Origin of the sequence: uncultured Amnibacterium sp., assembly GCF_964250715.1 — a bacterium.
Taxonomy (GTDB): domain Bacteria; phylum Actinomycetota; class Actinomycetes; order Actinomycetales; family Microbacteriaceae; genus Amnibacterium.
In genome coordinates this window covers 16,113-38,277 of the sequence record NZ_CAXUGX010000011.1, presented here as the reverse complement: position 1 = coordinate 38,277, position 22,165 = coordinate 16,113, and the positions used below count along the sequence as shown (strand labels likewise).

The 22,165-nt window shown below is 72.4% G+C and carries 21 protein-coding genes; 10 read left to right on the top strand and 11 right to left on the bottom strand.

All coding sequences use genetic code 11. The features are described 5' to 3' along the window. The first annotated feature begins 45 nt into the window (after positions 1-45). The 6 genes from allB (at position 46) to ACFE7H_RS11330 (ending at position 6,624) form a co-directional block, all read left to right on the top strand. Positions 46-1,383: an allantoinase AllB gene (gene allB / locus ACFE7H_RS11355; protein ID WP_375401348.1), complete on the top strand. Its 1,338-nt coding sequence runs from the start codon at positions 46-48 to the stop codon at positions 1,381-1,383. A gap of 68 nt (positions 1,384-1,451) precedes the next feature. Beyond that, positions 1,452-2,351: a factor-independent urate hydroxylase gene (pucL, locus tag ACFE7H_RS11350; protein ID WP_375401347.1), complete on the top strand. Its 900-nt coding sequence runs from the start codon at positions 1,452-1,454 to the stop codon at positions 2,349-2,351. A 13-nt stretch (positions 2,352-2,364) separates the two neighbouring features. Continuing rightward, positions 2,365-2,874 (top strand): nucleoside deaminase, encoded by a 510-nt coding sequence (locus tag ACFE7H_RS11345; protein ID WP_375401346.1) that lies wholly within the window; start codon positions 2,365-2,367, stop codon positions 2,872-2,874. Between the two features lie 140 nt (positions 2,875-3,014). Then, positions 3,015-4,280, top strand: coding sequence for a hypothetical protein (locus ACFE7H_RS11340; protein ID WP_375401345.1), 1,266 nt, complete (start codon positions 3,015-3,017; stop codon positions 4,278-4,280). A 247-nt stretch (positions 4,281-4,527) separates the two neighbouring features. Beyond that, the gene (locus ACFE7H_RS11335; RefSeq protein WP_375401344.1) at positions 4,528-5,793 is read left to right on the top strand and encodes a hypothetical protein; all 1,266 of its coding nucleotides are present in this window, start codon (positions 4,528-4,530) and stop codon (positions 5,791-5,793) included. A gap of 111 nt (positions 5,794-5,904) precedes the next feature. Beyond that, positions 5,905-6,624 (top strand): HAD family hydrolase, encoded by a 720-nt coding sequence (locus ACFE7H_RS11330; protein WP_375401343.1) that lies wholly within the window; start codon positions 5,905-5,907, stop codon positions 6,622-6,624. Between the two features lie 29 nt (positions 6,625-6,653). On the opposite strand, the gene uraH is transcribed toward ACFE7H_RS11330, so the two are convergent. Both uraH and uraD read right to left on the bottom strand, forming a co-directional pair. After that, entirely contained in the window at positions 6,654-6,986 is a 333-nt protein-coding gene (uraH, locus tag ACFE7H_RS11325; protein WP_375401342.1) for a hydroxyisourate hydrolase, read from the bottom strand. Beyond that, entirely contained in the window at positions 6,983-7,471 is a 489-nt protein-coding gene (uraD, locus tag ACFE7H_RS11320) for a 2-oxo-4-hydroxy-4-carboxy-5-ureidoimidazoline decarboxylase (protein ID WP_375401341.1), read from the bottom strand. Before uraD ends, uraH begins: the two co-directional genes overlap by 4 nt. Positions 7,472-7,580: 109 nt before the next feature. On the opposite strand from uraD, the gene ACFE7H_RS11315 reads away from it, so the two are divergent. Further along, complete coding sequence (locus tag ACFE7H_RS11315) at positions 7,581-8,168, top strand: NTP transferase domain-containing protein (protein WP_375401340.1); 588 nt, start codon at positions 7,581-7,583, stop codon at positions 8,166-8,168. A gap of 164 nt (positions 8,169-8,332) precedes the next feature. On the opposite strand, the gene ACFE7H_RS11310 is transcribed toward ACFE7H_RS11315, so the two are convergent. The 9 genes from ACFE7H_RS11310 to ACFE7H_RS11270 form a co-directional block, all read right to left on the bottom strand. Then, entirely contained in the window at positions 8,333-9,586 is a 1,254-nt protein-coding gene (locus ACFE7H_RS11310; RefSeq protein WP_375401339.1) for an allantoate amidohydrolase, read from the bottom strand. A gap of 11 nt (positions 9,587-9,597) precedes the next feature. After that, positions 9,598-10,827, bottom strand: a complete 1,230-nt coding sequence (locus ACFE7H_RS11305; protein WP_375401338.1) for a pyridoxal-phosphate-dependent aminotransferase family protein — start codon at positions 10,825-10,827, stop codon at positions 9,598-9,600. Between the two features lie 76 nt (positions 10,828-10,903). Next, the gene (locus ACFE7H_RS11300) at positions 10,904-11,341 is read right to left on the bottom strand and encodes a BLUF domain-containing protein (RefSeq protein WP_375401337.1); all 438 of its coding nucleotides are present in this window, start codon (positions 11,339-11,341) and stop codon (positions 10,904-10,906) included. 280 nt (positions 11,342-11,621) lie between these two features. Beyond that, positions 11,622-12,044, bottom strand: a complete 423-nt coding sequence (locus ACFE7H_RS11295; protein WP_375401336.1) for a BLUF domain-containing protein — start codon at positions 12,042-12,044, stop codon at positions 11,622-11,624. A gap of 253 nt (positions 12,045-12,297) precedes the next feature. After that, the gene (locus tag ACFE7H_RS11290) at positions 12,298-13,383 is read right to left on the bottom strand and encodes a VIT1/CCC1 transporter family protein (protein WP_375401335.1); all 1,086 of its coding nucleotides are present in this window, start codon (positions 13,381-13,383) and stop codon (positions 12,298-12,300) included. A 268-nt stretch (positions 13,384-13,651) separates the two neighbouring features. Next, on the bottom strand, positions 13,652-15,088 hold the full coding sequence (xylB, locus tag ACFE7H_RS11285; protein ID WP_375401334.1) for a xylulokinase: 1,437 nt from the start codon (positions 15,086-15,088) through the stop codon (positions 13,652-13,654). Beyond that, entirely contained in the window at positions 15,085-16,338 is a 1,254-nt protein-coding gene (locus ACFE7H_RS11280; RefSeq protein WP_375401333.1) for a D-arabinono-1,4-lactone oxidase, read from the bottom strand. Before ACFE7H_RS11280 ends, xylB begins: the two co-directional genes overlap by 4 nt. A gap of 88 nt (positions 16,339-16,426) precedes the next feature. Next, the gene (locus ACFE7H_RS11275) at positions 16,427-17,653 is read right to left on the bottom strand and encodes an amidase family protein (RefSeq protein ID WP_375401332.1); all 1,227 of its coding nucleotides are present in this window, start codon (positions 17,651-17,653) and stop codon (positions 16,427-16,429) included. Next, positions 17,646-18,716: an acetamidase/formamidase family protein gene (locus ACFE7H_RS11270; protein WP_375401331.1), complete on the bottom strand. Its 1,071-nt coding sequence runs from the start codon at positions 18,714-18,716 to the stop codon at positions 17,646-17,648. The genes ACFE7H_RS11275 and ACFE7H_RS11270 overlap by 8 nt, the downstream gene beginning before the upstream one ends. 119 nt (positions 18,717-18,835) lie before the next feature. On the opposite strand from ACFE7H_RS11270, the gene ACFE7H_RS11265 reads away from it, so the two are divergent. The 3 genes from ACFE7H_RS11265 to ACFE7H_RS11255 all read left to right on the top strand — a co-directional run bounded on the left by ACFE7H_RS11265 (position 18,836) and on the right by ACFE7H_RS11255 (position 22,089). Next, positions 18,836-19,567 (top strand): YoaK family protein, encoded by a 732-nt coding sequence (locus tag ACFE7H_RS11265; RefSeq protein ID WP_375401330.1) that lies wholly within the window; start codon positions 18,836-18,838, stop codon positions 19,565-19,567. 59 nt (positions 19,568-19,626) lie between these two features. Continuing rightward, a complete protein-coding gene (locus ACFE7H_RS11260) occupies positions 19,627-20,634 on the top strand; it encodes a 1-phosphofructokinase family hexose kinase (RefSeq protein WP_375401329.1) in 1,008 nt (335 codons plus the stop codon). 237 nt (positions 20,635-20,871) lie between these two features. Next, positions 20,872-22,089, top strand: a complete 1,218-nt coding sequence (locus ACFE7H_RS11255; protein ID WP_375401415.1) for an Nramp family divalent metal transporter — start codon at positions 20,872-20,874, stop codon at positions 22,087-22,089. Positions 22,090-22,165 lie beyond the last annotated feature (76 nt).

Sequence of the window (22,165 nt, the reverse complement as noted above, 5' to 3'; positions counted from 1 at the left end):
GACGCCACCCCTGGTTGACTGGGCTCCGTCGGCGGAGGGAGCCACGTGAGCGACGGCACACTGGAATCCGGAGCGACCTCGCTGCGCGGGCGGCGGGTACTGATCGATGGCGCCTTCCGGCCGGCGACCGTGCGGCTGCACGGCGGTCGGATCGCCGCGATAGACGCCTTCCAGGCGGGCGACGACGCCGTGACCCTGCAGGACGACGAGGTGCTGCTGCCCGGACTGGTCGACACGCATGTGCATATCAACGAGCCGGGTCGCACGTCGTGGGAGGGGTTCCGCACGGCGACCGACGCCGCCGCGGCGGGTGGCGTCACCACCCTGATCGACATGCCGCTGAACTCGATCCCGCCGACCATCGACCCCGCGGCGCTCGACGCGAAGCAGCAGGCGGCCCGAGGCGCCGTCTCGGTGGATGTGGGGTTCTGGGGCGGCGCCGTCCCGGACTCGCTCGGGCACCTGCAGGCGCTCTGGGACCGGGGCGTCTTCGGGTTCAAGGCGTTCCTGGCGCCGTCGGGCGTCGACGAGTTCCCCCACTTGGACCGCGCGCAGCTGCAGGCGGCGCTGGACGAACTCGCGCCGTTCGACGGCCTGCTGATCGTGCACGCGGAGGATCCCGACGTGCTGATCCGGGCCGCGAACAGCGGCGGCCGCGAATACCGGCGGTTCGTCGACTCCCGCCCGCCCGAGGCCGAGACGGCGGCGATCTCGGGCGTGCTCGACGGCCTGCGCCGCACCGGCGGCCGGGCCCACATCCTGCACCTGTCGGCCGCCGCCGCCCTGCCGATGCTCGCCGCCGCGAAGGCCGAGGGGCTGCGCATCACGGTGGAGACGTGCCCGCACTACCTGACGCTCGACGCGGAGCACGTTCCCGACGGGGCGACGCAGTACAAGTGCTGCCCGCCGATCCGGGACGCCGGCAACCAGGATGCGCTCTGGGCCGGCCTGCTGGACGGGACGATCGACTTCATCGTGTCCGACCACTCCCCCAGCACACCCGAGCGCAAGTTCGCCGGCGGCGGCGACTTCCAGGTGGCGTGGGGCGGGATCGCCGGGCTGCAGAGCGGCCTCGCGGCGGTGTGGACCGCCGCTCGCGACCGGGGCGTGCCGCTGGAGCGGGTCGTCGGCTGGATCGCGACCGCGACGGCCGACTTCGCGGGGCTGGTGGGCAAGGGCCGGATCCAGGTCGGCGGGGCGGCCGACCTGGCCGTGTTCGCTCCTGACGAGCCGGTGCGCCTGCAGCCCGCGGCCCTGAGGTATCGGAACGCGGTCAGCGCCTACCTGGACCGCCCGCTCACGGGTCGGGTCCGCGGCACGTGGCTTGCGGGAACGCCGGTCAGCACCGCGAGCCCCGCCGGCCGGCTGCTCAGCCGGGTCTGACCCCCTCCGGCAGCGTCGGGCGGCGGGCGGTTACACGGCCGACACATGCCGCTGTCAGGATGAGTCGCATGGCGATCGTGCTGGGGACCGCGCAGTACGGCAAGGCCGAGACCCGGGTCGTGCGGATCGTGCGGGATGCTCCGCGGCACGAGATCGTCGATCTGAACGTGTCGACGGCGCTGCGGGGCGACTTCTCCGCCGCCTACCTGCGGGGCGACCAGCGCGACGTGCTGCCGACCGACACCCAGAAGAACACCGCCTACGTCTGGGCGAAGACGCACCCAGTCGACCCGGTGGAGGCGTGGGGGCTCTCGTTGGCCCGGCACTTCGTGGACGACGTCGCCCCGGTGCAGGGTGCCCGCATCGAGATCGAGCGGTACGACTGGACACGGGTGCTGGTGGACGGAGCCGAGCACGATCACACGTGGGTGCGCTCCGGGCAGCAGGTGCGGACCGCGGCGATCACGGTCGAGCCGGACGCGACCCACGTGGTGCAGGGCGTGAAGGACCTGACGGTGCTGAAGTCCACCGGCAGCGCTTTCAAGGACTTTCTGCAGGACGAGTACACGACCCTGGCGCCGACCGACGACCGGGTGCTCGCGACGGCGCTCACGGCGCGGTGGCGGCTGACCGATCCGGCCGCGGCCACCGACTGGAACGGATTGGCCGCCGACGTGCTGGCGACCATGCTGCGGGAGTTCGCCACGCTGCACTCCCTCGCGCTGCAGCAGACCCTGTGGCACATGGGGACCGCGGTGCTGACCGCGTTCCCCGCGATCGCCGAGGTGCGCCTCTCCGCGCCGAACAAGCACCACTTCGTCGTGGACCTGGAGCGGTTCGGGCTGGAGAACCCCGGCGAGGTCTTCAACGCCGACGACCGGCCCTACGGCCTGATTCAGGCGACCGTCGAGCGCGACGATGCGGCACCCGCGGGCGACGCCTGGTGGGCGTTCACGGGGTTGGCGTGACGGCCGCGCCGGCATGACCGACTCCGAGCCGATCGACTCCGGGCCCACCGACTCCGAGCCGGACGGCGCCTGGCTCGCGCACGCTGTGGCGTTGGCCATCGCGAACGTGGCGGACGGCGGCGGCCCGTTCGGTGCGGTGCTCGTGCGGGACGGCGCTTTGCTGGCCGAGGGCCGCAACCGAGTCACCCGCGACCTGGATCCCACTGCCCACGCCGAGGTGCAGGCGATCCGCGCGGCGTGCCGCGCCGTCGGCGACTTCTCGCTACCGGGCGCCGTGCTGTACACGTCGTGCGAGCCGTGCCCGCTGTGCCTGTCGGCCGCGCTGTGGGCGCGCGTGGACCGCGTCGTGTTCGCCGCCGACCGGCACGACGCGGCTCGCGGCGGGTTCGACGACCGGGCGTTCTACGAGCTGTTCGAGACCCCCAGGGAGTCGTGGCACATCGCGATCGAATCGCTGCGACCGCCCGACGCCACGGCGCCGTTCGACGCCTGGCTCGACCACGGCGACCGCACCCACTACTGAGAACAGTCCCGATCGGGGGGTGACGCCCACCCGCGCGGGACGCCACAGTGCGACGACCGCCCGGATACGCTCTGCTCGCCGACCCACTGGTCGGGTGACGAGCGGACCGCCCGGTCGCGCGGCGACGGAGGTCGATGAGCGTGAGCGACTGTGCACCGCTGTCACCGAACCCCCTCGTGCTCGTGTTCTCCGCGCTGAGCCGGGTCGTACTGCGCCCGTTCATGCGCACCTGGGTGCGGACGACCGACGAGCAGCGCGCCCGTGTCCCGCGCGCGACCGACGCACCGGCCGCCCGAGCGACCGGAGCCGATCCGGATCGGGTCCTGCTCGTCGGCAACGTGGGGGTGCTGACGGCGGGAGTCCTCGCTCACGACCTGGCGCTGACCGGCCATGTGGCGCGTGCGCTGGCCGCAGCGACCGGCCGTGGAACCGACGTGGAGACGCGCGCCGACCCGGACGTGACGATCGAGACGATGCACAGCTTGCTGCAGGGCGTCCGACTGTGGCGCTACGACGCGATCGTGATCCTGGCGGGCGTCGCGAACGCCGCGCAACTGACCCCCGAGCGTCGGTGGCGCCGCGCGCTCACGGCGCTGCTCGACGACGTGCTGGAACGAGCCTCCGCATCCACCCAGATCCTGGTCATGGGCACTCAGCCGCTGCGCTCGGTCAGCCTGTACACCGGCCTGCCCGGGGCCGTCGCGGATCGTCATGCGACCCTGCTGAACTGTGCGACGGAGTCCGTGTGCGCCTCGCGCCCGCGCGTCAGCTATCGACGCCTCCCGTCACCGAGCGTGCCGCCGGGGCAGCCCGGGTCCCGCGGCGCCGTGATCCACAGGGAGTGGGCCGACGCGATCGTCACGGCCCTCGCACCCCGCCTCGTCGCGGGGGCGTCCGCCGTCGACTCGGCCCGCTCGCTGCGCAATCAGCCGGAGCCGGAGTCGGAGCGCCAGGCCGCGGTCGAGGCGATGGGACTGCCGTCGCATTCGGCAGACGACCGCCTCACCCGGATCACCGACTTGGCTCGTGACCTGTATCGCACCAGCATGGCCGCGGTCACGGTGCTCGACGACACCCGGCACGTCAACTACTCCCGACTCGGCTTCGATCTGCCCGAGTTCCCGCGCGCCGCATCGATGTGCGAGGCCACCGTCCGCCGCGATGGCGCGACTGTGTACGGCGACCTGTGGCAGGACGAGTACTTCCAGCACGTCGACGCGCTCCGCAGCGATCCCCAGATCCGCTTCTACGCCGGGTATCCGATCGAGTCGCCCGACGGTTACCGGATCGGGTCGCTCTGCGTGATGGACGCGCAGCCGAGGGACGCCTCGCAGGTGGATCCCGGCCCGCTGCGCGACCTGGCGATGCTGGTGCAGAAGCAGCTGTGGGCCGAGCGCGCCGACTGACGGCCGCGCCGCGCCGTCCGGCCTTTCGACGACGACCTCGTCGGCGCCGAAAGAATCACGTCAGAATCCTGTGTATTACCTGCTTCCGCTCCGCAGCACAAGGGCCAGCGCCTGATGCGCCGCGACCGCAAGGATCGTCCCGGAACGGGCGGATCGGGTACCAGGGGACGGCGCTGTCAGAGCGCCTGACCACACCGAACCGTTCTGCAGGGCTTGTCGAGCGGACACGAGACGGGGAGCGAGCGGCATGACCGATCCCGCGCTTGCTCCGCCGAGCCGGTTCGCTCACACGCTGTACGGCCTGCGTGTGCTGGCGATGCGTCCGTTCATGCGCGCCTGGGGGCGCGCGACCGACGAGCGGCACCGCATATTGGCACGCGCGACCGACGCACCCGTCGCGCGGGGCGGCGGTCCCGATCCCGACCGGATACTGCTGGTCGGCAACGACTTCGGCGTCTCGGCCGCGGTCCGTACGCACGACCTCGCGCTCACCGGCCAGGTCGCCCGCACGCTGGCGGCCGCGACGGGCCGCGGTACCGACGTGGAAGCGCGGACCGGGCCGGCGGTCACGATGGAGACGATGCACGGACTGCTGCACGATGTGCGGCTGTGGCGCTACGACGCGATCGTGATCCTGTCCGGCGTCGCCGACGCTGCACGACTGACGCCGGAGCGGCGGTGGCGGCGCTCGCTGACAGCCCTGCTCGACGACGTGCTCGAGCGGTCGTCGGTCTCCACGCAGATCCTCGTGATGGGCACGCAGCCGCTCCGATCGGTCGGCAGCTTCACCGGCCGGCCGGCCGCGATCGCCGACCGGCACGCCATCGTGCTGAATGCCGCGACGGAGTCCGTGTGCGAGTCCCGCCCGCGGGTGCTCTATCGGCGGTTGCCCGCCCCGAGCGGGCCGCCCGGCCGCCTGGGGTCACGCGGCGCACTGATCTTCAACGAGTGGGCCGACAGCATCGCCACGGCACTCGCACCCAGGCTGTCCGCGGGTCCACCCACCCAGGGTTCGGCGCGCTCCCGGCGCAGCCAGGCGGAGCCCGAGGATGAGCGGCAGCGGGCCGTCGATGCGATGGGCCTGCTGCCCGGCACGGCGAACGAGCGCCTGAACCGCATCACCGAACTGGCTCGCAACCTGTATCGCACCAGCCTGGCCACGATCACGGTGCTGGATCACGACCGTCAGGTGCACTACTCCAAGGTCGGCATGGACAGGGAAGAACTGCCCCGAGCCGACTCCGTGTGCGACCACACCATCCGCAGCGACGGCGCCAGCGTGTACGGCGACCTCTGGCAGGACGAGCACTTCAAGCACATCGAGGCACTGCGCGACGATCCCCCCATCCGCTTCTACGCCGGCTATCCGATCGAGTCGCCCGACGGCTATCGAATCGGGTCGCTCTGCGTGATGGACGGCGAGCCCCGCGACGCCTCGCAGGTCGACCCCGCTCCGCTCCGCGATCTCGCGATGCTCGTGCAGAAGCAGTTGTGGGCCGACCGGCAGGACTGAGGGACCGGTCATCCGGCCGGGTGCTAGCGGGCCGGCGGCGGCCTCGGCTGTGACCTCGTCAGATGCCTGCCGTAGGGTCGGCTCCCTCGACGTGAGGGAGGGCCGCCGATCGTGCCGGATGCGCTGCTCGGCATCGACACCGTCTTCTTCGACCTGGACGGCACGCTGCTCGACGAGAGCGGCCTGCCCGCTGCGGTACGCGGCGCCTGCGAGGTGATCGCGGCAGGCGCGGAACTGGCTGTCGACGACCTGCTGGCGTCGAATACGCGGGTCTGGGCGGACCTGTGGCCCGAGGTGTACGAGGAGTGGATGATCGGCGCGGTCGACGTCGGTGCGCTCGGTACCGAGGCTTGGCGGCAGACGCTCGCCGGCTGCGGGGTGCGGGACGAGGACGCGGTGCGGCTGGCGGTCACGACGCACGAGCAGCTGGAACGGCGCGCGCACCGGGTGTATCCGGACGCGGTCGCGGTGCTCGACGCCCTGCGCGAGCGCGGCGTGCGGATCGGCTTGGTGACGAACGGGGCGGCCGCGGTGCAGCGCGCCAAGCTGCGGGCGGTCGAGCTGGAGTCGTACTTCGATCCGCTGATCATCTCCAGCGAGGTCGGTGTGATGAAGCCGCAGCCGGGCATCTTCGAGCACGCTCTCGTGCAGGCGGGCACGACTCCGGACCGCGCCGCGATGGTCGGCGACCATCTGTGGCACGACGTGGAGGCCGCGCAATCGGCGGGGTTGCGCGGCGTCTGGATCGATCGGCGGGGCGTCGAGCCGAAGGCGGAGTGGCCGCGCCCGAACGTCGTGGTGCCGGGTCTCGCACACCTGCTCGCCCGCTGACCCCGTCGGGCTCGCGGCCGGACGGCCCGTCAGGTGCCGCGATAGGTGGAGTAGGCGAACGGGCTGAGCAGCAGCGGCACGTGGTGGTGCTGACGGCCCTCCAGGCGGAACGTCACCTGCACCTCCGGGTAGAAGGAGGGACGACGGGTCGCCTCGAAGTAGTCGCCGGTGGCGAAGGTCAGCCGGTAGATCCCGGCCTGCAGCACATCGGGGCCGAGGGCGGTGATGCGGCCGTCGGCGTCGGTGGCGCCGCCGCCGATCTCGCGCCAGCCGTCGTCCACCTGTCGGTCGAAGGTGACGCCCACGCCGACCGCCGGACCGCCGAATGCGGCGTCGAGCACATGGGTGGTGACCTGGCTCACGAGTCGACCTCGAACAGCGTGCGCAGCCGCAGTTCGGCGATCTGGCGCAGCTGCTCCTTCGCCTCCGCCGCCTCGTCGTCGGCGGTGTTCTTCAGCCGTCGCTGCAGTTCGGCGGCGATCTCGTCGGTACTGCGGCCGGCGGCACGGATCAGAAAGACCCGTCCGAAGCGCTGCTCGTAGACCGCGTTCCCGCGGGCGACCTCGGCCTCTGCGCCCTCGGACGACCGCTGCAGGCCGCCCTGCTCGTCGGCGGACAGGCGCTGTGCGGTGCCGTCGCCGGAGGCGCGCTCGCCGATGCGCGGGTGGTGCCCGGCTGCCTCGTCCAGCTCGGCGTCGGTCAGCTGCGCCGCGGCCGCCGAACCGCGCTCGACGAGCCGGTTCACGGAGGCGTACGGAGCCCGCGCTACGACCTCGTCGACCCAGCGCTGCACGCCGAGCGCCGCGTGCAGCCGCTCGCGCAGCGTCGCGTCGTCGATGTCGAGCACCGTGCCTCCCGGCTCCGACCCTAGCGACAGGCGTGGGCCTCTCGACCGGCATGGCCCGCTCGACTCGTGCCGGCCCGCTCGACATGTGCAGCCTGCTTGACTTGCGGCCATGTCGCGGACCGCGGGACTGGTGCTCGCGGCCGGCGCGGGTACCCGCTTCGGCGGTCCGAAGGCGCTCGCCCGCACGTCGGACGGCGACCCGTGGGTGCGACGCGCGGTCGCCGCGCTGCAGCAGGCAGGCTGCGCTCCGGTGCTCGTGGTGCTCGGCGCCGCCGCCCAGGAGGCGAGCGGGCTCGTCCCCCGAACAGCGCGTGTGGTGCTCGCGGAGGCATGGGCGCAGGGCCTCTCCGCGTCGCTGAAGGCAGGACTGCGGGCGCTCGCGGACTCCGATGAGGACACGGACGCGGTCCTCATCACCCTGGTCGACCTGCCCGATCTGCCGGTCGCCGCCTGCCTCCGTCTGCTGGACGGTGGGGCGGATGCGGGCTCGCTGCGGCAGGCCGTCTACGACGGGACGCCCGGCCATCCGGCGCTGCTCGGTCGTCACCACTGGGCACGCGTGCAGAACGGCCTGCACGGCGACCGCGGGGCCGGCGCCTACCTGGCCGCAGCCGGCGCTCGGCGGGTGGAGTGCGGCGACCTGTTCACGGGCGCGGACGTCGACCGACCGTCCTCCACCCCCGATGCCGGCCCCTGATACGGGCCGCGTGCCGCCGTCTTCACCACACCAACTACGGAGATCCCGCCCAACGACGGGGAATTCCGGCGACCCGCCGATCTCGAGGCCGAAATCCTGCGTCGTTGAGGAGGTCGCTCCATACTCGGGAGGCGTCCGCGCCGCCTCGGGGCGCGGACGGTGTGCTATCCGTGTGCCTGGATGAGGTGCAGGACGGCTGCCTCGAAGGCGTCGATGGCGAGCGCGACATCGTCCTCCGCCACCAGTTCGTCCGGGTGATGGCTGATGCCGTCGTTGCCGCAGCGTACGAACAGCATCGCGAACGGAGTGACGGCCGCGACCGCCATGCCGTCGTGGCCCGCACGGCTCCACAGCACCGCCGGATCGGCGTCGCCGGTGGTGCGGATACCCGCCTCGATCGCCTGCTGCAGGGCGGGATCGCATGCCACGGCATCGGCGCGATACAGCTCCTCGACGTGCCAGCCGAGGCGCCGCCTGGCACAGACCTGCCCGGCGAACGCCTGCAGCTCCGCGAACGCCGCGTCGCGGTCCTCGTCGCGCTCCGCCCGCAGGTCCAGGGAGAACCGCGCCGTGCCCGGCACGACGTTGATGCCGCCGGGGAAGGCGCGAATGCGCCCGACCGTCGCGATGGTGCCGGTGCGGATCGCGAGCCGCTCGATCTCGACGACGATCTCGGCCGCGCCGACGAGCGCATCACGTCGACGGTCGTAGGGCGTGCCGCCCGCGTGCCCCGCGCGGCCCGTCACGGTGATCGCGAACCGGCGGGCGCCCGCGATCGTGGAGACGGCGGCGAGCGCGCGGCCGCTGTCCGCCAGGTACGGTCCCTGCTCGATATGCACCTCCAGGTATGCGATCAGCTTGGCCGGGTCGCGGGCGGCGTCGCCCACCCGCGCCGGATCGAGGCCGAAGGCCGTCAGCGCGTCGCGCACCGACGTCCCGGCCCGGTCGCGCAGCGCGAGCCACGGCTCGCCGACCTGCCCGGCGAAGGCGCGGGAGCCGAACAGGGCGTTGCCGAACCGGGTGCCCTCCTCGTCCGTGAAGCCGAGCACCTCCAGCGCGAACGGCAGCTCGAGACCGGAGTCGGCGATCCGACGCGCGGTCTCGATCGCGACGAGCACGCCGAGGATCCCGTCGTACCGGCCCGCATCGGTGACCGTGTCCAGGTGGCTGCCGAGCACCAGCGCGGGCAGGTCGGAACGGTTCCCCTCCAGCCGGCCGATCAGGTTGCCCGCGGCGTCCTGGCGCGCCGCGAGCCCCGCCTCCGCCATCCAGCCGGCGACGAGATCGTTCGCGGCACGGTGCTCGGGGCTGAGGTGCACCCGCTCGATGCCGCCGGGCAGCGAACTGATGCCTGCGAGCCGGTCGCAGCGATCCATCACCCGCGCGGCGTCGGCGCCGCTCGGGCGAGCGGTGCTCACGCCGGCGATACTCACGCCGACCCGTACGACGCGAGCGCCGCGTCCACGCCGCCCGAGGGCGGCACCGCGACGCCGTGCCGCCGCAGCACCTGCTCCAGCACGGCCAGCGTGGTGAGCACGGTGTCGCGCCGGGCGTTGACCCCCATCACCCCGATCCGCCAGACGCGCCCGTGCAGCGGACCGAACGACGTCCCGATCTCCAGGCCATAGTCGGCCAGCAGCTCGCCGCGCACATCGTCGCCGACCACCCCCTCCGGAATCTCGACCGCCACGATGTTCGTCATCCGGTGGGCCAGGTCGCCGAAGGGGGTCAGCCCCAGGCCCTGCAAACCGGCGAGCATCGCCTCGCCGTGCAGCCGATGGCGTTCGACCGCGACATCCAGCCCCTCCTGCAGCAGCACCCGAGCGCACTCCCGGGCGCCGTAGAGCATCGTGGTCGCCTCGGTGTGGTGGTTCAGGCGGGCCGGGCCCCAGTAGTCGAGGATCATCCCCAGGTCGAAGTAGTTGGAGCGGATGCGCTCGGTACCGCGGGCGCCGTCGCTGTCCGCCGGGTCGCGCAGCCCGGCCTCGACCCGGCTGCGGGCGCGTACCACCTCGACAGCGCGCGGCGAGAGGGTGATGGGGGCGCTGCCGGAGGGTCCGCCCAGGCACTTCTGCAGGCCGGCGGTGACCGCGTCCAGCCCCCACTCGTCGGTGCGGAAGTCGTTGCCGCCGAGGCTCGCCGTCGTGTCCGAGTAGAGCAGCGCCCCGTACTCGCGGCAGATGGGGCCGAGGTCCGCGAGCGGCTGCGCGACGGTGGTGGAGGTGTCGCCGTGCACCACTGCGACCAGCGCGGGCCGTACCTCGCGCACGGCGGCCTCGATCTGCTCGGGCGCGAACACCTGCCCCCACGGCACGTCGATGGTGTGCACCTCGGCCCCCGCACGCTCCGCGATCTCGACCAGCAGGTGACCGAACCGGCCGAACCGCGGCACCAGCACGCGCTCACCGGGCGCGACGAGCGACACGATCGCCGCCTCGATACCGGCGCGCGACGTGCCGTCGACGAGCACGGTCGCGTCGTTCTCGGTGCGGAACACCTCGCGGTACAGCTGCTGCGTCTCGGTCATCGTCGCCGTCATGAACGGGTCGTACTGGCCGGTCAACTGCGCGGACATCGCCCGCAACACACGCGGGTCGGCATTCACCGGACCCGGCCCCATCAGCAGCCGGGCAGGCGGATCGATCTGCGGTGCGGGCATCGGTTGCGTCCTCCCCGGGTCCCCATCGAGGGTAGGGGACCGAGGCAGGACGACGATCGCGCGACTCAGCAGAGGGTCAGTGCGCCCGAAACCAGTCCAGCAGCAGTGTCGCCCGCGACGAGGAGTCCTGGAACGCGCGCTGATTGCTGGATAGGAAGTCGGTGAAGCCCGGCAGGGTCTCGACGTCCGCATCGCTGACCTGCGGGTAGCCCATGGACCAAGCCGGGAACCGCCGCTCCTCGATCTGTTCCTCGGCGAGTACCTGGATGTGTTCATGCCTCGGGTCCGCCGCGATGATGCTCATCACGGCGCGAACGGTGTCCTCCGGCCCCTCGAGTGCCTGCAGGAACCGGCCTTCCCGGTAGAGGAGCATGCCGGTCAAGTCGGCCATACCGTTGTTCTCGCGGGACTTCTCCAGCAGAGCGGGCAGATCGCCCTCCCTGAACTCCGACGTCGACGTGCTGATGTAGACCGCCGAGAACACGGTTTCCCTCTTCGACTTCAACTTGCTCACCCTGCGATCGCATCACGTCGATCACTCCGTCAACACCCCGCCTTCGGGGCGTTCTCGTCATGGCGCAGTCGTGATGGTGCAGTCGTGATGCTGGCCGGCTTCCTGCTGCTGGCGGTCCTGATCCGTACTTGCGCATACCGGCGACGGAATACGACTCCGGCTGCCACGCATCAATAGGCGGGCCGGCCGGACGCACCACCGGTGCACTGCTTGTTCGGGTAGTCCGCCAGGTGCTCGCTCCGGAAGGTCGACTAGGCGCACATTGCGACGATCGGCGAGGTCAGTGCATCTGGAACCAATGCAGCAGTAAGGCCGTCCGCGATGGAAATGCCTGGAGCCCTTCCCGAGCGTGAGCCAGGAGATCGGCGGAGCCGAGACGGGCCTCTGCATCAGCATCGGCGACCTGCGGACACACCATGGACCAGTCCGGGAACCGCCGCTGCTCGATCTGTTCCTCGGCGAGCACTCGGATGTGGTCGTGCCGCGGATCTGCCGTGATGGCGGCCATCAGTGCACGGACCGTCTGCTCCGGACCCTCGAGCGTCTGAAGGAACCTGTCGTCCCTGTAGAGGAGCAGTCCGGTCAGGCCCGCCTTGCCGTTCTTGTCACTGGCCTGCGCAACCAGGGCCGGTAGATCGTCCACCTGGAAGGCGGCAGTCGACTCACTGATGTAGACCGTTGAAAACATGGCATCCCCCGACATCCCAATCAGTGCGACAACACCCAATCACTGCGATCACATCGGTGCGACGCTACTCGCCGGCAGCCCGATTTCGGGGTATTGACTTCGAGCGTGATGAAGGCCGCAATTCGTCTTCCCTCGCAAGGTCGCTGGGCGCAACGGCGCCGAGGATCTGTACGGACTCGAGACGCGTGCATAGGCGCGCCTGCACGTCTGTCCTGAACCTGTACGGAGGCGATCGGTACGAATCGTCCGGTGGGCGGGCCCTCGAGGGTCAGCCCGCGGCGCCGGTACCGAAGAGCAGGCCGAGCAGGTAGGTGACGGCGGCGGCGCCGTACCCGATGAGCAGCTGGCGCAGGCCGCGCAGCAGGGGGGACCCTCCGGAGAGGATCCCGACGATCGCGCCGGTGCCGAGCAGGGTCAGGCCGACCAGTCCCGCGGACAGGATGACCGCGACGATCCCCTGCGCGCCGAAGAGATAGGGCAGCACGGGGATGATCGCTCCGGAGGCGAAGCAGAGAAAGCTGCTGAGCGCGGCGCCGAGGCCGCTGCCGACCGCTTCGTGGGTGTCGACGTCGCCGCCGATCGCGGTGCGCTGATCCCGGCCTCCGGCCAGGACCTCTTCGGCTCGCCGCGCTGCCTCCTCCTCGTCCAGGCCGCGGGAACGGAACAGGAGCGCAAGCTCATTGGTGTCGATATCGAGATCGGGCAGCAGGGTGTGGGCGCGCGGATCGGGGGTCGAGGCCTCCAGCAGCTCCCGCTGCGACCGGACCGACACGTATTCGCCGGCACCCATCGAGAGCGCTCCGGCGAGCAGCCCCGCGACGCCGGTCAGCAGGATCACCGCCATCGGAACGCCGCTCGCGCCGACGCCCAGGATCAGGGAGAGGTTGCTGACCAGGCCGTCGTTGGCGCCGAACACCGCCGCCCGGAACGACCCGGACAGCCGTTTCCTGCCGCGCTCGGCCAGCGATCGGATGACTTCCCCGTGCAGGCGCTCGTCGGCGGCCATCGTGGAGGTCGCGTCGGGATCGTCGTCGTAGGGGGAGCGGCCCTCGGCGCGCTGCAGAAGCGCGAGCACGAAGACGAATCCGAACCGGCCCGCCAGCAGACCGAGCAGGCGAGTGCGCAGGTCGGTCCGGCGCGGCTTGCCGACCCGGTCGCCCAACAGCGCCAACCAGTACGCCTCGTGCCGCTTCTCCGCCTCCGCCAGCCCGAGCAGGATCTCGCGCTCCTCGCCCGTGCGGCGGTGGGCGAGGTTGTTGTAGATCGCAGCCTCCGCACGCTCGTCGGCCAGGTGCTGCCGCCAGCGGCGCAACTGCGCCGGGTCCGGCCGCTGCGTGGGCAGGGTCGTGGACATGGGGGTGCTCCTTCGGTCGAGCCGCACGACCGGGAGCCGAAGGGCCCGGCCGGACGACGCACGGACCGCAGAATCGCGGTCGTTGGTGTCGGGCCGAAGGTCTCGTTCGCCCTTGCGGGTGACGCACCGGGCCCGGATCGGACCAGCATGTCGATGCGTCGCAACTCGGCGACCCGAGCAGGAACTACTCCCCTTCACCTCCAGGGTACCGACACGGAAGGGGATATCGACGATCAACGCGGACCCGTCGCACTGCCGAGCGGACGAATCAGCCGAGGGCGACGGAAACCGGGTAGCCGAGCGCGCGCTGCGCCTCCGCGTATCGGGCCCGCGTCTCGGGGCGGGTTCCGGCCGTCACGATCACCCCCTCGCCGAGCGTCCACGATGGCAGACCGCCGGTCAGCACCCACGCGGCCTGGCGGGCGGCACCGTCGGCGACGTACTCCCCCGCGGGCGGCACCGTCACCGGCAGGCCGAAGATCTGCGGCGCGATCGCCTGCACGGCCGGGTTCTTGGCGCCACCGCCGATCAGCAGCATGCGCTCCACGCCGACACCCTGCGCCGTGATCGCGTCCAGCCCGTCGGCCAGGCCGCAGAGCATCCCCTCCACAACGGCTCGGGCGACCGTGGCGGGAGTCGCGCTGGCCAGCGTCAGGCCGTGCAGGGATCCGGTCGCGTGCGGCAGGTTCGGGGTGCGTTCGCCCTCCAGGTAGGGCAGCAGCACCACACCGTTCGCGCCCGCCGGAGCGCCGAGCGCGAGTGCCGCCAACCGGTCGTGGTCGACCCCCAGCAGCGTCGCGCCGGCGGTCAGTACGCGGGCCGCGTTCAGCGTCGCGATCAACGGCAGGAAGTCGCCGGTCGCGTCCGCGAACCCCGCCACCAGCCCGCTGGCATCCGAGGTCGGCCGCTGCGTCACCGCGAACACCGTGCCGGAGGTACCCACCGACACCATCACGTCGCCCGGCCCGGCACCGAGACCCAGCGCGGCGCCCGCGTTGTCGCCCGCGCCCGGACCGATCGGGATGCCCGCCGGGATGCCGGGCAGACCGGGGCCGGTGACTCCCGCGGCCTGATCCGGCCCGAGCACCCGCGGCACAATGACGGCCCGGCCGAAGGCCCGCTCCAGCAGATCAAGGCGATACGCCCCCTCCGACGCCGACCAGTAGGCCGTGCCGCTGGCGTCGGACCGGTCGGTGGCGAGCGCGTCCAAGTCGGGTCGGCCGGGCCCGAAGCCGCCCAGCCGCCAGGTGAGGTAGTCGTGTGGCAGCGCGACCGCGGCGACTCGGCCGGCCGCCTCGGGCTCGGCGTCTCGCAGCCAGCGCAGCTTGGTAGCCGTGAAGGAGGCGACGGGGACGGTGCCGACCGCATCGGCCCAGGCGGTCGCGCCGAGCTCGCGCACCAGATCGGCGGCCGCAGCGGAGGAGCGGATGTCGTTCCACAGCAGCGCGTCGCGCACGCTGGCCCCGCCGGAGTCCAGGGTCACCATGCCGTGCTGCTGACCGGCGACGGCGATCGCGGCCACGTCCTCGATGCCAGCGGCGTCGGCGACGGCGGCGAGCAGCGCCTGCCACCAGGCCTCCGGATCGACTGCCGTGCCCGCGGGGTGCTCCGCTCGCCCGCTGCGGACCAGCGCGCCCGTCTCGGCGTCGCGGACCACGATCTTGCAGCTCTGGGTGGAGGAATCCACTCCCGCGACCAGGGTCACGCGAACTCTCGCTGCAGCCCGAGCGCACGGTCCAGGTGCTCGTTCCGGAAGACACCCTGCGGATCGGCGCGGGTGATCAGGTCGCGCATCCTGGGCAGGTCGGGATAGGTCTCGAGCACCGCCTGCGGTGCCATCGTGTGCACTTTGGCCCAGTGCGGTCGCGGGGCGAAGGGAGCGAGCGCCGCCTCGATCGCCGGCAGGACGTCGAGGACGGCGGGGGTGTCGTTACGCCAGGTGAAGTGGATGGCGAGCGAGTCGCGCCCGTTCGCGGGACTGAGCCACAGATCATCGGCGGCGACGGTGCGCAGTTCGCTGATCAGCAGGTGCGGCGCGAAGACCGGAGCCTGCTCGCGGACGGCCCGCAGCGCGTCGGCGGCGTGCTCGCGGGGGACGAAGTACTCCGACTGGATCTCGTCGCCTGCACTCGGAGTCGCGTCCAGGCGGAAGTGCGGCAGCGTGAACGCCCACGGCCTGGCCACGCCGAGCGGCGTGGTGTTGTCGATGGGCGAGATGATCGAGGCCGTCGCGCTCGGGTTGCGCGCCGCCCCGAGCAGGTCGTCGGCCACGGGCTCGTCCTCGCTGCTCACGCGCCGCTTCAGCCAGACCTGCCGCACGGTGTCGCCCCGCCAGTCCAGGAACACGCTGACGCTGTACGCGGCGCCGACGACCGCATCCACATCGGCCAGCAGCACCGGCCACGGCAGGTGCTCGTACACGTCCTGCCGGATCAGGTACGAGGGCTGCACCGCCAGGGTGACCCGCGTGACGACGCCCAGGGACCCGAGCGCCACCACCGAGCCGGCGAAGTCGCCGTCGCCGGCAGCGATGCGGCGCAGGTCTCCGCCGGGGCCGACGAGCTCGAGCGCGCGCACCGCGGTCGCCAGATTGCCCAGGTCGACTCCGGAGCCGTGCGTGCCCGTGGCGATCGCGCCGGCGACCGAGATGTGCGGGAGCGAGCCGGTGTTGTGCAGCGCGAGCCCGTGCTGCACCAGGTACGCGGCGACCGCGCCGTACCGAGTGCCCGCCGCGAACGACACGGTGCCGGCGTGCTCGTCCAGGTGGAAGTCCGGCGGCATGTCCAGCACGGAGACGAGGGTGCCGTCCGTGTCCGCCAGTTCGTTGAAGGAGTGGCGGGTGCCGATGGCGCGCACGCGCCCACCCGATGCGACCGCGCGCCGCACCTGCGCCACGCTCGTGGCGTCGATCAGCGCAGGAGCGGTGAACGTGACGTTGCCGCCCCAGTTCTGCACGTGGTACCCGTCCTCGCGTGCCGCTTCGGTGCGGCGTCTCGCCGGACATCGTATTGGGCGCCTTCGGTGGTCGGTTCGGGCCCCGACATCAACGGTCGGTCGGCGATTCGGTGGGCTGCCCTGCGTCGGCCGCCAGCGTGGCGGCCAGTCGCAGGAGTTCCACGTCTCGGCCGGGCAGCGCCACCAGTGAGATTCCGAGGGGTGCGCCGTTCACGGTGAGCAGCGGGGCGCTGACGGCCGGACCGCCGAGGACCGAGGCGAGGTGGGTCAGGCGAACCGTCCTCGCGCGGGCGTGCTCCACCACCGGCGGCTCGGCCGTGAGCGACGGCGCCGTTGTCGCGGTGCTCGGCAGCAGCAGCACCCGCGCGGCCAGCAGGGCGGTGAGCCGGCCGCGCGCGGCCGCGAGAATCTCGCGCGACTCCGACGCCTCGGCCGCCGTGACCCGGTGGGCGGCGTCGAATCGTGCGCTGACGGCGCCGCTGACGGCGCCGGGGTGCGCCGTCAGCCACGCGCCGTGGCAGGCCCACGCCTCGAACGCCTGCGCAATTCGGAACGCGTCGGCGGATTCGGCCGTATCGCCGACGGCGACCTCGTCGACCTCGCCTCCCAGCCGGTACCGCACGAAGGCGACGAACGCGGCGGCGACGCCCGGATCGACACCCGTCAGCAGCGTCGGGTCGATCGCGAACCGCATGGCCGGCGGTATCCCGACCTGGAGCATCGCCGCCTCCGGCAGCTGCTGGACCGCGACGCGGAGGAGCAGCGCCGGCGACCGGGTCAGCCAGCCGACCGTGTCGAAGCCGGCAGCGAGCGGGAGCAGCCCGTCGCGCGGAACCGCGCCGTGCGTGGTCCGCAGCCCCCAGAGTCCCTGGTACGAGGCGGGGACCCGGATCGAGCCGGCGGTGTCGGTGGCGAGCCCGATCGTGGCCTCGCCGAGCGCGACGGCGCTCGCGGGCCCGCTCGACGAGCCGCCCGGCAGCCCTCCCGGCACGGCGGGGTTGGGAGGGCTGCCGTAGTGCGGGTTGGCGCCGGCCAGGCTGAAGGCGAACTCATCGGTCTGCGCGATGCCGATCACGCTCGCGCCGCCGTCGATCAGGCGCTGCACCGCGGACGCCGAGACGGGCTGCACGAGCGCTTCGGCCAGATACCCCGGCACCCCGGCGCCGATCCGCTGACCCGCGACCGCGAACAGGTCTTTGACCGCGACCGTCTGTCCGTCGAGGGCCGCAGGTGCGCCGTGCCCGGCCGATCGCGGCACGGCGGCGACGAGGGGGTCGCCCTTGACCCGCCAGACGCGGCGGTCGATCTCAGGCATCGAAGTCCGCGATGCGGATGCGGGCGTGCACACCCTTCACCAGGTCGACGACCTGCGAGATGTCGAAATCGGTCGCGGCGCTCAGGTAGGCGAGCGCGTTCGGCCGGTCCATGCCGAATCGGGCATGCAGCAGTTCGATCGCGGCCCGCACGCAGCGCTGTACGGCGACGTCCAAGTCCTCGTCCAGCCCGGTCGGGCACAGGTAGTCATCGGTCTGCACGAGCGGTCCGGTCACCTCGCCGAAGGCCGCGATCGCCTGCGCCCTGGGTACGACCGTGAAGCGCAGCGTCGCACGCAGCGACGCCTCCAGCGCGGTCAGGGCCACCTCGCCGTCGCCCTGCGCGAAGTGCGGGTCGCCGATGTAGGCGAGCGCCTCCGGCACCTGCACGGGCAGGTACAGCGACGTGCCCTCGGTCAGCAGCCGGATGTCCAGGTTCCCGCCGAAAGCACCCGGCGGCACCGAATGGGGCCGCACGTCACCGGCTGCGGCGACGCCCATGATGCCGAGGAACGGCGCCAGCGGAAAGTGCACGCCGGGGCCGTCGGTGCCGGCGCGGGGCAGGACGCCTACCTGCTGGCCGTCGCGCTGCTCGACGCGGGCGAACACGCTGACCGTCTCGGGCGTCGTGGGGTACTCCCCCGGCAGCGCCCCGCGGCCGTGCCGGTTCGAGATCACGCCGTACGGCACCCGGGGGAGCAGCTCGACCACGTCGATGCGCAGCAGGTCGCCGGGAAGCGCGCCCGTCACCGCGATCGGGCCGGTGGTCAGATGCGGCCCGTCCCCGTCGAGCCGGACGCCCTCGGACGCCAGCAGTACCGCATCGTCCAGGACCGCGCGCCGATCGACGCCGCGGGCGGCGAAATAGGCGGCGGGGTCCTGACCCTGATCCGGCAGCACGCCCTCGTGCGAAACGGTGTCGATCGTCAGCGAACCGCCGGAGGGGACGCAGGCGACGGCGCGGTCCGCACCGCACGGCAGGCGGCCCCACAGCACGGTCGCGACTGTCGCGGGCAGGTAGCCGGGACCGGCGGGACGCGGCTGCAGCACCGGCGGATCCTGCACGGCACCTCCTGAGCACGGACGGGCTGACCACGGACGGGCGACCGCGACGGGCCGAACACGACGGGCTGGTCGGCCGGACGGTGCAACGCTAGCCGGGCCGTTCCGCCAGGATCGTCGCCATGCGACGCCTGCTCACGGACACGGAGCGCCTGCACGTGGTGCTGATGCTGACGCTGTGCTTCGCGACGGGCGTGGTCGATGCGGTGGGCTATCTCGGCCTGGACCGGGTGTTCACCGCGAACATGACCGGCAACGTCGTGGTGCTGGCGATGGGGCTGACCGGGAACGGCAATCTGCCGATCGTCGGACCGATCGTCGCCCTGGCCGGCTTCGTGGTGGGCGCGACCGTCGCCGGCCGGGTGCTGCGCGGCGCCGCAGCAGGTTGGACGGGACGCGACACCGCCCTGCTCGGCGTCGCCGCCGTGCTGCTCGTGATCGCGGTGATCCCCACCGTGTCCGCCGACGCGCCCTATCCGACCGCGGTCGGACTGCCGGTCACCGGGCTGCTCGGCCTGGCGATGGGGATGCAGGGCGGCGCCGCCCGCCACATCGCGGTCGCCGATGTGCCGACGGTGGTCGTCACCTCCACGCTGATCGGGCTGTCGTTCGACTCCTGGCTGGGTCGCCGGGTGCAGCAGCGCTGGCCCCGGCGTCTGCTGGCGGTGGGACTGCTCGGCGTCGGTGCGGTGGTCGGTGCCGCGCTGCTGCTGCTGCACTTCTGGGTCGGGCTGAGCGTCGCTGCCCTGGTGCTGGTCGCCGTCGCCGCGGTGGGGTACGCCGGGCAGCGGGTGGCGGGATCCGCCGCCGCCGCAGACGCCGCCCGGTCGGACCCGTCGCCGCGCACGTCCTAGGCTGACGCGGATCGGGCGCGCAGGGGCCCGCCCGCGGGCCGTACTCGAGGAGACCACACGTGAGCGGCGTCATCACCCTGACTCCGGCCCCGGTGCTCGACCGCACCTACCTGGTGCCGTCGATGAATCCGGGCAAGGTGAACCGCGCCGTCGAGGTGCACGAGTACATGAGCGGCAAGGGCCTGAACGTGGCCCGAACCCTGCATCTGGCGCGCGTGCAGGTGGCCAGCGTCATGCCGATCGGCCGCGACGACGAGCACCTGCTCTTCCGCACGCCCTACCCGCACATCCTGCGGATCGTGCCGATCCTCGGCCGGGTTCGGGTGAATACCGCCATCGTCGAGGACGGCGGCCGCACGACCAACGTCAACCAGTCGGCGCTGCCGGTCTCCGGCGCGGATTGGCAGCGCGTCTGCGACCTGACCATCGAGCAGCTGATCGAGACCGACGCCGACTGGCTGACCGTCTCCGGCGTGCACCCCTTCGACAGCGACACCGGCGACCACGTCTCGATGACCGACCTGTTCGAGCGCGCTCGCGAGGCGGGCGCCCGCGTCGCCCTGGACACGAGCGGGCTGCCGCTGGAGCGGCTCACCAAAAGCGGGCTCGTCAACCTGATCAAGCCCAACGCCGACGAGCTGGCGGCACTCGTCGGTCACGACATCCCCACCATCGGCGCCGCCCTGGACGCGGGTCGCGAACTGAACGCGCTCGGCGTGGAGGTGGCGCTCGTGTCCCTGGGAGCGGACGGCGCCCTCGCCATCTCGGCGGACGAGGTGCGGTGGGGCCGCGCCACCGCCTCCCGGGTCGTCAACACCACCGGGGCGGGCGACGCGACCCTGGCCGGCTTTCTGGCGCACTCGATTCGGGACGAGGACCGCATCGGCGGCGGCCAGCCGCGGCTCGATCTGGCGTCGGCCATCGGCTCCGCCTGCTCGTGGGGCGCCCTGGCGGTCTCCCTGCCGACGACGCTCATCACCGGCCTCGCCGACGCACCGGTCGCGGAGGTGGGCGAGCCGGACCTCGACCGCCCCCTCGTCGACGCGACCGTGCCCGCCCGCCGCTAGGACGGTGCCGCCCAAGACCTCGCGCGGTAGATGTGGCTTCGCGCCGGGCCCACAGCCCCTGCCGGGCTGGGGAGGTGCATCTTCACCGCGCGAGGCCACAGGTACCGCGTGGGCTGGGCCGGCGCGGTCGTGGATGTTCCCTTCGCCGCCGGATCGGAGAGTTAGACTCGGCTAACTTTTGAGCGGCCGGAGGTGCGGGTGGCGGTCGACCTCGGTGTCCTCGCTCCGCGGCGCCGAGTGCGCTCCGGCTCACCGCTGCTCGGCCTGCTCGGTCCGGCGTTCGTCGCGGCCATCGCGTATGTGGATCCGGGCAATGTCGCCGCGAACCTGACCGGAGGCGCGCGGTACGGGTACCTGCTCGTCTGGGTGCTCGTGGCCGCCAATGCCATCGCCGTGCTCGTGCAGTACCAGTCCGCCAAGCTCGGCCTGGTCACCGGACGCAGCCTGCCGCAGGTGCTCGCCGGCCGGCTCGGGACGACGGGCCGGCGGCTGTACTGGCTGCAGGCCGAAGCGGTCGCGGCGGCGACCGACGTCGCCGAGCTGATCGGCGGAGCCATCGCGCTCAACCTGCTGTTCGGGCTGCCACTGGTGCTCGGCGGACTGATCGTCGGCGTCGTCTCGATGCTCGTGCTCGCCGTGCAGTCCCGGCGGGGCCAGCGCACCTTCGAGAGCGTCATCGTGGGGCTACTCGCGATCATCGCGGTCGGCTTCCTGGCGGGGCTGTTCGTCAGTCCGGTCGACTGGGGCGGCGCCGCCGGAGGCCTGGTGCCGCGGTTCGCCGGGACCGGCTCGGTCCTGCTGGCGGCCAGCATCCTCGGAGCCACGGTGATGCCGCACGCCATCTACCTGCACTCGGCGCTGGCTCGCGACCGCCACGGAGCGTCCACGTCGCCGGCGATCCTGCTCCAGCGGATTCGGGCGACCCGGCTGGACGTGGGGCTGGCGCTCGCCCTCGCCGGAGCCGTGAACATCGCGATGCTGCTGCTCGCCGCGGCCAGCCTGCGGGGCGTCGGCGGCACGGACACGATCGCCGGCGCGCACGACGCGATCGCCCGCTCCCTGGGACCCGGCATCGGCGTGGTGTTCGCGGTCGGGCTGCTCGCCTCCGGCCTGGCGTCCACCTCCGTCGGGTGCTACGCGGGCTCGGTCGTGATGAGCGGGCTGCTGCGCATCCGGATCCCGCTGCTGCTACGGCGGCTGATCACGATGGTCCCGGGACTGTTGGTGCTGGGGGCCGGCATCGACCCCACCTGGGCACTGGTGGTGAGCCAGGTCGTGCTGAGCTTCGGTATCCCGTTCGCGCTGATCCCGCTGGTGCGGCTGACCGGCGACCGGGCGTTGATGGGCGCCCACGTCGACCGCCCGTGGACCCGGGTGGCCGCCTGGACGGCCGTCGCGCTGGTGGTGGGGCTGAACTTCGCGCTGATCGCCCTCACGGTGACCGGCGCCTCCTGACCCTTCTGACCCTCCGGCACCCTCCGGCACCCTCGACTACGGAGAACCTCCCCAAGTACGGACCGGCGTGCGCACG

Coding starts and splice junctions, on each gene's coding strand:
- ACFE7H_RS11295 (WP_375401336.1), bottom strand. CDS start 12,044: ATGTCGGGGGATGCCATGTTTTCAACGGTCTACATCAGTGAGTCGACT.
- ACFE7H_RS11315 (WP_375401340.1), top strand. CDS start 7,581: ATGTCGCGGACCGCGGGACTGGTGCTCGCGGCCGGCGCGGGTACCCGC.
- pucL (WP_375401347.1), top strand. CDS start 1,452: ATGGCGATCGTGCTGGGGACCGCGCAGTACGGCAAGGCCGAGACCCGG.
- ACFE7H_RS11305 (WP_375401338.1), bottom strand. CDS start 10,827: ATGCCCGCACCGCAGATCGATCCGCCTGCCCGGCTGCTGATGGGGCCG.
- ACFE7H_RS11335 (WP_375401344.1), top strand. CDS start 4,528: ATGACCGATCCCGCGCTTGCTCCGCCGAGCCGGTTCGCTCACACGCTG.
- ACFE7H_RS11345 (WP_375401346.1), top strand. CDS start 2,365: ATGACCGACTCCGAGCCGATCGACTCCGGGCCCACCGACTCCGAGCCG.
- ACFE7H_RS11290 (WP_375401335.1), bottom strand. CDS start 13,383: ATGTCCACGACCCTGCCCACGCAGCGGCCGGACCCGGCGCAGTTGCGC.
- ACFE7H_RS11265 (WP_375401330.1), top strand. CDS start 18,836: ATGCGACGCCTGCTCACGGACACGGAGCGCCTGCACGTGGTGCTGATG.
- ACFE7H_RS11275 (WP_375401332.1), bottom strand. CDS start 17,653: ATGCCTGAGATCGACCGCCGCGTCTGGCGGGTCAAGGGCGACCCCCTC.